Annotated in this window: 8 protein-coding genes; 2 read left to right on the forward strand and 6 right to left on the reverse strand. The window is 63.5% G+C overall.

Annotated features, from left to right (window positions below; all coding sequences use genetic code 11):
* Positions 1 to 47: 47 nt before the first annotated feature.
* Complete coding sequence (locus IVB28_RS16035; RefSeq protein ID WP_247527427.1) at positions 48 to 1,082, forward strand: cysteine synthase A; 1,035 nt, start codon at positions 48 to 50, stop codon at positions 1,080 to 1,082.
* A 61-nt stretch (positions 1,083 to 1,143) separates the two neighbouring features.
* Here IVB28_RS16035 and IVB28_RS16040 read toward each other — a convergent pair whose 3' ends face one another.
* From IVB28_RS16040 to IVB28_RS16065, 6 genes are all read right to left on the reverse strand, one after another.
* Positions 1,144 to 3,384, reverse strand: coding sequence for a glycosyltransferase family 41 protein (locus IVB28_RS16040; RefSeq protein ID WP_247527428.1), 2,241 nt, complete (start codon positions 3,382 to 3,384; stop codon positions 1,144 to 1,146).
* Between the two features lie 133 nt (positions 3,385 to 3,517).
* A complete protein-coding gene (locus IVB28_RS16045) occupies positions 3,518 to 5,761 on the reverse strand; it encodes a tetratricopeptide repeat protein (RefSeq protein WP_247527429.1) in 2,244 nt (747 codons plus the stop codon).
* A gap of 99 nt (positions 5,762 to 5,860) precedes the next feature.
* Positions 5,861 to 6,598: an amino acid ABC transporter ATP-binding protein gene (locus IVB28_RS16050; protein WP_249797739.1), complete on the reverse strand. Its 738-nt coding sequence runs from the start codon at positions 6,596 to 6,598 to the stop codon at positions 5,861 to 5,863.
* Positions 6,599 to 6,609: 11 nt separating this feature from the next.
* A complete protein-coding gene (locus IVB28_RS16055; RefSeq protein ID WP_247527431.1) occupies positions 6,610 to 8,130 on the reverse strand; it encodes an amino acid ABC transporter permease in 1,521 nt (506 codons plus the stop codon).
* Positions 8,127 to 9,332, reverse strand: a complete 1,206-nt coding sequence (locus tag IVB28_RS16060) for an ABC transporter permease subunit (protein ID WP_247527433.1) — start codon at positions 9,330 to 9,332, stop codon at positions 8,127 to 8,129. Before IVB28_RS16060 ends, IVB28_RS16055 begins: the two co-directional genes overlap by 4 nt.
* Before the next feature lie 26 nt (positions 9,333 to 9,358).
* A complete protein-coding gene (locus IVB28_RS16065; protein ID WP_247527434.1) occupies positions 9,359 to 10,375 on the reverse strand; it encodes an amino acid ABC transporter substrate-binding protein in 1,017 nt (338 codons plus the stop codon).
* Positions 10,376 to 10,765: 390 nt separating this feature from the next.
* Here IVB28_RS16065 and metC point away from each other — a divergent pair, with 390 nt between their 5' ends.
* On the forward strand, positions 10,766 to 11,950 hold the full coding sequence (gene metC, locus IVB28_RS16070) for a cystathionine beta-lyase (protein ID WP_247527435.1): 1,185 nt from the start codon (positions 10,766 to 10,768) through the stop codon (positions 11,948 to 11,950).
* Positions 11,951 to 12,008: the final 58 nt, after the last annotated feature.

Genomic DNA, 12,008 nt, shown 5'->3' on the forward strand with positions numbered 1-12,008 from the left:
TAGGTTCTGGCCAACCAGATCAACCCCTTGGTAGCGATTTCCCTGACATGACCATTCGAAATGACGTTGTCGAAGCCATCGGCAACACCCCGCTGATCAAGCTGAAGCGCGCCTCGGAACTGACCGGCTGCACCATTCTAGGCAAGGCCGAGTTCATGAACCCGGGCCAGTCGGTCAAGGACCGCGCCGGCAAATGGATGATCCTGGAGGCCGAGAAGCGCGGCGAGCTCAAACCCGGCGGTCTCGTCGTGGAAGCGACTGCCGGCAACACCGGCATCGGGCTTGCGGTCGTGGCGAGCGCGCGCGGCTATCGCACGCTGATCGTGATCCCGGAAACGCAGAGCCAGGAGAAGAAGGATTTCTTGAAGCTGTGCGGCGCCGAGCTGATCGAGGTGCCGGCCCTGCCCTATGCTAACCCCAACAACTACCAGCATGTCGGCAAGCGGCTCGCCGACGAGCTGCGCAAGACCGAGCCCAACGGCGTGCTGTTCGCAGACCAGTGGAACAACCTCGACAATGCCAAGGCGCACTACGAGTCCACGGGGCCCGAGATCTGGGAGCAGACCGGCGGCAAGGTCGACGGCTTCGTCTGCTCGGTCGGCAGTGGCGGCACGCTCGCCGGCACCAGCCGCTATCTGAAGGAGAAGAACAAGAACGTGCGGATCGCCTGCGCCGACCCGCACGGCGCCGGCATGTACGAATATTTCAGGACCGGCGATGCCAAGGCGACGACCGGCGGCTCGATCACCGAGGGCATCGGCCTCAATCGCGCGACCGCGATCGTCGAAACCGCGAAGGTCGACGACGCCTATCTCATTCCGGATGCCGAAGCCGTCAGCGCCATCTACGAACTGCTCCAGCACGAAGGCCTGTGCCTCGGCGGCTCGACCGGCATCAACATCGTGGGCGCGATGCGCCTCGCCAAACAGCTCGGGCCCGGCAAGACGATTGTCAGCGTGCTGTGCGATTCCGGCAGCCGCTATCAGTCGAAGCTGTTCAACGCGGATTTCATGCGCGCCAAGAACCTGCCGGTGCCGGAGTGGCTGGAGAAGCGCAGCAACATCAAGCCGCCGTTCGCCTGATCGTCACAGGCGCCCTCAGGTCGGGGACCCGCGTCCACAAGATCGGCGCGGTCTGGCCGGTTTATGCGACCTCGCCGCGTTCCGCGGCCGCGGCACAATGGTCGCGCCAGAACTGGCGATAACCCTTCTCGACCCAGCGCGTGTAAATCTCGACATTGCCGGCGGGCGAGGCTGCGATCCGTGCCGGCAGATCTGCGCGCAATTTCGCAAGATAAGCGGGCTGCGCCGCGTATTTGCAAGCGATCGCGGCATAACCCTCGTCATCCTCCGCGACCCAGTCATTGAGACCGACGGCAGTCACGATGGAGCCGCCGGCCCGCGACGAGGCGCCGTGGCCGAGCTTGGCAACGACCGGGACGCCCGCATAGAGGGATTCCCAGGTGCTGACGCCGCCGTTTTGCGGGAAAGTATCGAGCGATATATCGACGTTCGCAAAGGCCCGCAGATGCTTGACGCGCTCGGACGAGCCGAGGCAGGTGATGTTCTCCTCGGCGATGCCGTGCGCCATGAAACGGGCCAGAAGACCGCCCCGCACCAGCGGATCGTCGAGCAGCGTATGCTTGATGATGATCTTCGATCCGGTCACCTCGCCCATCACCTTCGCCCACACACGGATGGCCTCATCCGAGATCTTGGAGATGCGATTGAAGACGCCGAAGGTCACATGGCCGTTGCGGAGCATCGGAAGCTCCGAAGAGGGCACATCGAGGATAGGATCCATCGTGATCAGGCACGGCAGGTCATGAACCTTTTCGGCCAGCAGATGGCGGGCCGATTCCGGAATGAAGATCGGATCCGCGAGCACGTAATCCATGGCCTGAAGGCCCGTGCCCGTGGCATGTCCAAAACCCGTGACCTGGATCGGAGCCGGCTTGCGGGCGAAGACAGGGAGCCTGTTGCCGGTGGTATGCCCGGACACGTCGATCAGGATATCGACCTTGTCGGCCTCAATACGATCGGCCAGCTCGTCGTCCGAAAGTTGCGAGGCGTCCACCCAGACGTCCGCCAACGACTTGAACCTGGCGGTCATCTCGTCTCGCGTCGGCGAGCACGAATAGCAGACGATCTCGAATTGGGCGCGATCATGATGGCGCAGCACCGGTAGCAGTCCGAACGCCGCGGAGTGGTACCAGAACTCGGCGGATACGTAACCGACCACGATCCGCCTGTCGGGATCGAACTGCCGGGGTGCGAGCTTTTTTTGCGGCAATCTGGCGCCGATCGCATCCCCCCAGGATTTGCGCGCCGCCTGCTGGACCGCGAAATCGGCCTCGGAGAGAAAGTCGAGGAAGTAGATCTTCCGCGCGATCAGGTCCGGCTCGTCCGGCGCAATCGCCAGCGCGGCGTCGAGATGCTCGATCGCGGCCGCGATCTCTCCCTGGTTTGCAAAACAGGAACTCAGCAGCGCGAGCGCGATCGCCGAGCGCGGATTTTCCTCGAGCAACGCCGTGCAGGCCAGGATCGCCTGCGCGGTATTCCCCATGCTCAGCGCGACTTCCGCCTTCCCCCGCAAGGCCACTTCGAGCTTGGGCGAAAGCGCAAGTGCTGCATCAAAATTCGCCGCCGCCTGTTCCGGCCGCGACAGCGCAAAATTGAGCCGGCCGCGGTGCGCGAGGACCTTCGCCGATCCGGGCCTGATCGCGAGCGCCGCTGCGAGTGCAGCTTCCGCCTCATCGTAGTGCTTGAGCTCGATGCCGACCACGCCTTTGCCGACGAGGGCTTCGGCGTGACGCGGCTGAAACAGCAGAGCGCGCTCAAAGCTTTGCACGGCGCGGTCGAACCGGCCCAGCGCCAGCTCGGCCAAGCCACGATTGCAGAGCGCATCGGCGTGGTCGGGTTTCAGGGCGATGGCGCGGTCATACAGCTCGATCGCCTGTTCGGGCAGGTTCGTCTGGAGCAAGGTGTTGCCTAGGCCGACCAGGGCCGGCGGAAAATTCGGCTTCAGCGCGATCGCCTTCTCCTGACAGGCGCGCGCTGCATCATATCTCTGCAGGGCGAAGTACATGGTCGCAAGATTGCTGTGAGCCTCGTGCGAACGCGGATCGATCGCGATCGCGCGTTCGAGCAGCTGTTGCGCCTCCTCCAGGCGCCCGCCCTGCTGCACACTCAGGCCGAGCAGGTGCGTCGCGTCGAAATGGTCCGGAACAGCTTGCAGGATCTGACGGCAGAGTGACTGGGTCTCGGCATATCTGCCCTGGCCATAGGCGCTCGCCGCGGCCGAGATGACCGCGTCCGCCTGCTTCTTCATTTTCTTCTGCAATCGCGCGTTCTGGAATGCGCGCGCGCCGGCACTGCTCTGCAAGGTGTCTCTCCGGAAGATGGCCCGTGGCGAGTCTAACTGATTCGCGCGTCAGGCCGGCCGCTCGGAGGACCTCCGGGACATCCCGGGGCTCACCGCCGGATTTGGCCGCAATGGCCTGGTGCGCCTGCCCGGCCTATGCAGTGTCGCCGCCTTCCGCGGCGGCAGCGCAATAGTCGCGCCAGAACTGGCGATAACCCGCTTCGAGCTCGCGCGTGTAGATTTCGACATTGCCGGCGGGCGAGGCTGCGATCTGAGCCGGCAAACCCGCGCGCAACTTCGCCAGATATTTGGGCTGCGAGGCAAACCTTCGGGCGATCTCGACATAGCCAGCATCATCCTCGGCGATCCAGTCGCCGAGACTGACGGCGGTCACGATGGAGGCGCCGGCACGCGAGGAGGCTCCGTTACCGAGCTTGGCAACGACGGGAACGCCCTTGTAGAGGGATTCCCAGGTGCTGATACCGCCATTTTGCGGGAATGTGTCGAGCGAGATATCAATCTGGTCAAACGCCCTCAGATGATCGTCGCGCGAGGTGGTGCCAAGGCACGTAATGTCCTCCTCCGCAATGCCCTGCGCGATGAAGCGTGCGATCAGGCTATCGCGCAGCAGCTGATCATCGAGCAGACCATGTTTGAGGATGATCTTCGATCCCGGCACCTCACGCATGATGGCCGACCACACGCGGATCGCATCATCCGAGATCTTGTAGATGCGGTTGAACACGCCGAAGGTGACGTAGCCATTGCGGAGCATCGGCAGCTCTGAGGGCTGCAGATTGGTGACGGGCTCCATCGTGATCAGGCAGGGCAGATCGTGGATCTTCTCGGGAAACAAGTGCCGGACCGATGGTGGAATGAAGATGGGATCCGCGAGCACATAGTCCATGGTCGACATGCCGGTGCCCGTGGCGTGACCGAAGCCCGTGGCCTGGATCGGCGCCGGCTTCCGCGCGAAGCATTGCAACCTGTTGCCTGTGGTATGGCCCGACACGTCGATCAGGATGTCGACGTTGTCGGCCTGAATACGATCGGCGAGTTCGTCGTCCGAAAGCCCCCAGGCATCAACCCAGACGTCCGCCATCGATTTGAACTTGGCGGTGTACTCGTCTGATCCCGGCCAGCAGTAGTAGCAGATGATCTCAAATTTGGTGTGATCATGGTTGCGCAGGACCGGCAACAGGGTGAGACCCGCAGAGTGTTGGCGGAATTCGGCGGCGACATAGCCGACCACGATCCGCTTCTCCGGATCGAGCTCCCGCTTGGGCAGCGTCCTTTTGGGAATCTTCGAGCCGATCGCATCCCACCAGGATTTTCGCACGGCCTGCTGGACCACGAAATCGGCCTCGGCGCGGTAGTCTTGCAGAAATATCTTTCCTCTGATCGCATCCCCATAGTCCGGTCGGAGCGCCAGCGCCCGATCGAGGTATGCGATCGCGGTGTCCATGTCGCCCTGGTTCGAATAAGCGAAGCCCATCAGCGCCATTCCCATCTCGGAGCGCGGATTTCGCTCGATCAGGGTCGTCGCGGCCGCCATCGCCTGCGCGGTTCTTCCCATGACGAGGCAGGTCTGAGCCTTGCCCCGGAGCGCCAGCTCGAGCTTGGGCGAGATCGCAAGCGCCGCCTCGAAATCCGCAAGCGCGGGCTCCAGGCGTTGCAGTTCGTAACTGAGCCGCCCGCGCTGGGCCAGGATCCTCGGGGCGCCGGGCTTGATCGCCAGCGCCGTGGCAAACTTGGCGGCCGCCTCGTCGTAGTGCCGGAGTTCCATGCTGACCATGCCGCTGCCGACGATGGCCTCGGCGTGACGCGGCTGAAACAGCAAGGCGCGATCGAAGCTCTCCTTCGCGCGCATGACCCGTCCAAGCACGATCTCGACCATGCCACGATTGCAGAACGCATCGGCATAATCCGGCTTCACCTTGATGGCTCGCTCGTGCAGCACGAGCGCCTGCTCGTACTGCCCCATATGCATCAGCGTGTTGCCGAGGTTGGTCAGCGCCACCGCGAAATTCGGCTTCAGCGCGATCGCCCTCTCCTGGCAACGCCGCGCCTCGTCGTAATTGCCGAGGTCGAAATGCACGGTCGCGAGGTTGTTATGGGCATCGTGCAGGCGCGGATCGAGCGCAATCACGCGCTCCAGCAGCTCTTTCGCCTCCTCAAGGCGCCGGCCGTCGTGGGCGCACATGCCGAGCAGGTGTGTGGCATCGACATGATCCGGAAGGGCCTTCAGGATCTCACGGCACAGCGCCTCGGTCTCGGCATATCGGCCCTGACCATAGGCGTTCGCCGCCGCGGCGATGACGGCGTCGGCCTGCTTGATCAATTTCTTCTGCAATCGCGCATTCTGAAATGCGCGCGCGCCGCCGCCGCTGCTCTGCAAGGTGTCTCTCCGGAGGATGCCCTGAGCAGAGTCTAACTGATTCGCGAGCCTGACCGTCCGGTCAGCTCCATCTGGGACTCCCCGGGATTTCCCGGGGTATCACCGCAGGATCTGGCTCAGGAACAGTTTTGTGCGCGCGTGCTGAGGCGCCGCAAAAAATTCATTCGGGGTGTTGGCCTCGATGATCTGGCCGGCGTCCATGAACACCACGCGATTGGCGACCTCGCGGGCAAAGCCCATTTCGTGGGTGACGACCAGCATGGTCATGCCCTCCTCGGCGAGGTCCACCATGGTGTCCAGCACCTCCTTGACCATCTCGGGGTCGAGCGCCGAGGTGGGCTCGTCGAACAGCATGACCTTGGGGTTCATCGTCAGGGCGCGCGCGATTGCGACGCGCTGCTGCTGGCCACCGGACATCTGCCCCGGAAACTTGTTGGCCTGATGCGGAATCTTAACCCGCTCCAGGAACTTCATCGCGGCCTCCTCGGCGTCCTTCTTCGGGAGGTTGCGCACCCAGATCGGTGCGAGCGTGCAATTGTCCAGCACGGTGAGATGGGGGAACAGATTGAAGCTCTGGAACACCATGCCGACTTCGCGGCGCACTGCGTCGACGTGCTTGAGGTTGGGCCCGAGCTCGATGCCGTCAACGACGATCTCGCCCTCCTGGAATTCCTCGAGAGCGTTGATGCAGCGGATCAATGTCGACTTGCCCGATCCCGAAGGCCCGCAGATCACGATGCGCTCGCCCTTCTCGACCGCGAGGTCGATGTCGCGCAGCACGTGAAAGTCGCCGTACCATTTGTTGAGGCCGGAAATCCTGACGATGGGGTCAGACATGATGGGCTCGATCAGTTGCGGCGGTGGGCGTTGAGACGATGCTCGACGAACAGCGAATAGCGCGACATGCCGAAGCAGAACATGAAGTAGATGATCCCGGCGAAGGCGAAGCCGGTGAACGCGGTCGAAGGCGTCGACCATTTCGGATCGGAGAACGAGGCTCGCAGCGAGCCCAGTAGATCGAACAGCGCCACGATCGAGACCAGCGAGGTGTCCTTGAACAGCGAGATGAAGCTGTTGACGAGGTTCGGAATGACGTGACGCAGCGCCTGCGGCAGCACGATCAGCGAGGTCGTCTTCCACCAGGATAGGCCCAGGGCCGCGGCCGCCTCGCCCTGCCCGCGCGGGATCGCAGCGAGCCCGCCGCGGACGTTCTCGGCCTGGTAGGCGCCCGTGAACAGCGCAATGCCGATCAGCGCGCGAACGAGACCGTCGACGGTGAAATTGCCGGGCAGGAACAGCGGCAGCATGTAGGTGGCGAAGAACAGCACGGTGATCAGCGGCACGCCGCGCCAGAACTCGATGAAGGCGATCGAAAAGATCCGGATCAGCGGAATGGTGGAGCGGCGGCCGAGCGCCAGCGCGATGCCGATCGGCAGCGAGGTGACGATGCCCGTGACGGAGACCACCAGCGTCACCAGCAGGCCGCCCCACAGATTTGTCGCCACAACGGGCAATCCGCCGTGATCGAGCCCCATCAGCTTGATGACGATGGCCATGGCAATGAAGGTGACGAGGCTCGATACCAGAGCCCGCCCGCCGGTGCGAACGCCGCCGCCGAGAACGAAGGCGATCAGCGAGACGATCGCAGCCGTGATGGCGAAATCGGTCCAGACCGATTGGCCCGTTGCCTGGAGTTGGTCACGCAGCCAGGTCAGCGGAACGATCAGCCAATAGATCGCGGTGCCGACCAGCACGATGAAATTGCCGACAATCCAGAAGAGCGGGGCGATGGCCGAGGTCTTGCTGAGAGTGAGCAGGGCCTGTCCCGCATTGACGATGCTCTCGTCGAACAGCTGCAGCAGGTCAGCCGTCCAGCTCAAGCCAAAGCCCTTGATGCCGCCGCCGTGCAGCAGGAAAAACGCGACCACTGGAAACGCAATGAAGAACAGGCTTGCATTCAGACCCTTCGCCGGCAACCGAGGCACCAGCATCGGCACCAGCAGCACCACCGCCAGGACGAATGTGAGATTGACTCGCCAGCGCTCGGCCTCGGGATAGAAACCGTAGATCAATTGCGGCAGCTTGGCCTGGATGTAGGGCCAGCAGGCGCCGACTACAAAGCCAGCGTTCTCCGTGAGGCATGCCGTGCGGTCCTTGCCGCTCCACACCGCATCCACCATCAGGAACCTGACGGATGGAACGATGGTGAACCACAGCAGCAAGGCGCCGACGATCGTGAGCAGGATGTTGGTCGGCGAGTTGAACAGGCGCGTCCGCATCAGCCCGACAAAGCCCGTTGTCTTCACCGGCGCTGGACGCTCGGTGAGGAGATCCTGACGGACGAAGCTGTTCGAGGCGATAACGCTCATGCGCCCAGACTCCGGCTGACGCGCCAACCATAGACGCTCATGACGGCGCTGGTGAGGAGCGAGATCAGGAGATAGATGCCCATCGTCATGGCGATGATCTCGATCGCCTGCCCGGTCTGGCTCAGCGACGTGCCGGCGAACACGGAGACGAGGTCAGGATAGCCGATCGCGACCGCCAGCGACGAGTTCTTGGTGAGATTGAGGTACTGGTTGGTCAGCGGCGGCACGATGACGCGCATGGCCTGCGGCACGACGATCAGCCGGAGCGTGGTGCCGCGGCTGAGGCCCAGCGAGGCCCCTGCCTCCATCTGTCCGCTATGGACGGACAGGATGCCCGCGCGCACGATCTCGGCGATGAAGGCGGCGGTATAGGTCGACAGCGCCAGCGTCAGCGCGACGAACTCCGGAATGATGCGCGAGCCGCCGGCGAAATTGAAACCCTTCAGCTGCGGCAGCTCGAAGGTGAACGGCACACCGAACACCAGCGCCGCGGCGAGCGGCAGACCGAACAGCAGACCCAGCACGTAGGGCCAGATCCGGATCACCAACCCCCGCTGAAACAATGCGCGCCGCGCATAGAAGCGCAAGACCAGTGCCGCGACGATGCCGAGCGCCAGCATCGCCAGGAACGGCTCGAGGCCGCTCTGGCCGATCGGGCTGGGAATGACGAGTCCGCGGTTGCTGACAAAGGCAATGCCGAACAGCGAGATGCTCTGCCGCGGATTGGGCAAGGCCGCGAGCACTGCGAGGTACCAGAACAGGATCTGGAACAGCAGCGGCAGGTTACGGATGATCTCGACATAGATCTCGCCGACGCGCGACAACAGCCAATTGGGCGAGAGCCGGCACAGCGCGACGATGAAGCCGATCAACGTGGCGAAAACGATGCCCACCACCGAGACCACGAGCGTGTTGAGCAGACCGACCACGAACACGCGCAGGAACGTGTCCGAGCCGGTGTAGGAGATCAGCGTCTGGTTGACATCGAAGCCGGCATTGTTTCGCAAGAAACCGAAGCCGGCGGCGATGTGCTGGTTCTCGAGATTGGCGCGGGCGTTTGAGACAATCTCGTAGCCGATCCAGCCCAGGATTGCCGCGAAGGCAAACTGGACCGCGATGCCGTTCCAGCCTGCCTTGCCGCCCAGAATGCGCCTGATCTTCAGCGCGATCTGGGGCGGCGGTTTTCGGGCCTCGGTGCTCATGCCGCTGCCAGGCGGATCAGGGGCGATCAGCGGATCGGCGGCGCGTACTGCAGGCCGCCCTTATTCCAGAGATTGTTGAGACCGCGATTGATGGCGAGCGGCGAGCCTGCGCCGACGTTGCGATCGAACACCTCGCCGTAATTGCCGACCGTCTTCACGATCCGCACCACCCAGTCCTTGGTCAGGCCAAGCTGTTCGCCGAAATTGCCGTCGCTGCCGAGCACGCGCTTCAGCTCGGGATTTTCCAGCTTCGCTTTCTCGTCGACGTTCTTCGAGGTCACGCCAAGCTCTTCGGCGGTGATCATCGCGAACAGCGTCCACTTCACGATGTCGAACCACTGGTCGTCGCCGTGGCGCACCATCGGACCGAGCGGCTCCTTCGAGATGATCTCGGGCAGCACCATGTGCTCGTTGGGATTGGCGAGCTTCAGGCGATTGGCGTAGAGGCCCGACTGGTCGGTGGTGAAGACGTCGCAGCGCCCGGCTTCATAGGCCTTGACGGTTTCATCGTTGGTGCCGAACGCGATCACCTCATACTTCATGTTGTTGGCCTTGAAGTAGTCGGCGAGATTCTGCTCGGTCGTGGTGCCGGTCTGCACGCAGACCGAGGCGCTGTTGAGCTCGAGCGCCGAATTTACCTTGAGCGACTTCTTCACCAAGAAGCCCTGCCCGTCATAATAGGTCACGCCGGTGAAGTTGGCGCCGAGCGAGGTGTCACGCGAGATGGTCCAGGTGGTGTTGCGCGACAGCACGTCGATCTCGCCGGATTGCAGCGCGGTGAAACGGTCCTTGGCGGACAGCGGCACATATTTGACCTTGGTGGCATCGTTGAAGATCGCCCCCGCGATTGCCTTGCAGACGTCGACGTCGAGCCCAGTCCAGTTGCCCTTGTCGTCGGGCGAAGAGAATCCCGGCAGGCCCTGGCTGACGCCGCAGGACAACATGCCCCGGTCCTTGATGGTCTTGAGCGTTTGCGCGTCGGCGGATTGGGCGGAGAGGCCGGCGGTGAGAGCGAGGGTGAGAGCCAGGGTTACGCGTTTCATGAGCTTTGGGCCTTTCAAGGTCGTCTCAAGGTCAGGAATGTTGTCTCAGGATCGCTCCGCCAGGGCAAATCCTACCAGGACTTGCCTTGCAAGAGTCATGCTGGAACCTTGCCGAACACCCGCCCATCCCGAGAGGCCATAACCTAATCCCCGCCGCAGGCGCCCGCCTTTGTGGCTGTGGCGCAAGGTCCGGTCAGACGATGGATCGAAGGTCGCGGCTGCCCCTCAACATGCGGCGACTGAATAGCACCTGCGCATTGGAGAGCGGCTGGCCTGCCGGGTCAAGGGGTTGACGGGACTCTTCTGTGTTCTGTTATTAAAGATGGCGGCCTTCGGCCGACCCGCGAGGCACCAGGTGCGCGGCGGAAACGCGGTTATGAAAGCAGACGCATGGATTCCTCGCACCCCCAAGAGCAGCACGCCGAGACCCGGCTGGTCACCTCCGGCCGCGACACCAAGGCGCAGAAGGGGTTTGTCAATCCGCCGGTCTTTCACGGCTCGACCGTGCTCTACCCCACGGCCGAGGACCTGCACGCGCATCGCGGCGAGTTCACCTATGGCCGCCACGGTTCCCCCACCACCAAGGCGTTCCAGGAGACGCTGATGGCGCTGGAGGGGCCGCAATGCGCTGGCGTCGGCATCGTGCCGTCGGGGCTGTCAGCGATCTCCACCACACTGCTCTCGGTGCTGAAGACCGGCGACCACATCCTGGTCTGCGACAACGTCTATCGGCCCTCGCGCAATTTCTGCAACGGCATGCTCGCGCGCTATGGCATCGAGACCACCTATTTCGACCCGATGATCGGCGCGGGCATCGACAAGCTGTTCAGGCAAAACACAAGAGCGGTGCTGGTGGAAGCGCCGGGCTCGCAATCCTTCGAGATGCCCGACATCCGCGCCATCGCCGAGGTCGCGCATGCGCGCGATGCGCTCGTCATCGACGACAACACCTGGGCGACGCCGCTCTATCACCGTTCGCTCGACCAAGGCGTCGACATCAGCATGCAGGCCGCCACCAAATATATCGGCGGGCATTCCGATATCATGTTCGGCACCATCTCGGCCAATGCCAAGGCCTGGCCGATGGTCGCCGAGGGCATCCGCCTGCTCGGCGTCTGCGCGGGCCCCGACGACGTCTTCCTCGCGCTGCGCGGCCTGCGCACGCTGTCGGTGCGGCTGGCGCAGCATCATCGCTCCGGGCTCGACATGGCGCGCTGGCTGGCCGGGCGGCCCGAGGTCGCGCGCGTGCTGCATCCGGGCCTCGAGACTGATCCGGGCCATGCGATCTGGAAACGCGACTTCACCGGCGCATCCGGCCTGTTCAGCATCGTGCTGAAGCCGGCGCCGCAGAAGGCGGTCGACACCATGCTCAACACGCTCAAGCTGTTTGGCATGGGTTTTTCCTGGGGCGGCTTCGAGAGCCTTGCGATTCCCTTCGACTGCGACGGCTATCGCACCGCGACCAAGTGGGCGCCCGGCGGCCCGACTTTGCGGCTGCATATCGGTGTCGAAAGCGTCGAGGATCTCAAGGCCGATCTCGATCGCGGCTTTGCTGCCCTCAAGGCGGCAATGTGAGCCTGCGCACAAAGCAGCGCGCCCACGGATGTGGCATCGCTCCGGTAGGAACGTGCCC

This window comes from Bradyrhizobium sp. 199, from assembly GCF_023073355.1.
In the GTDB taxonomy this organism is placed as follows: domain Bacteria; phylum Pseudomonadota; class Alphaproteobacteria; order Rhizobiales; family Xanthobacteraceae; genus Bradyrhizobium.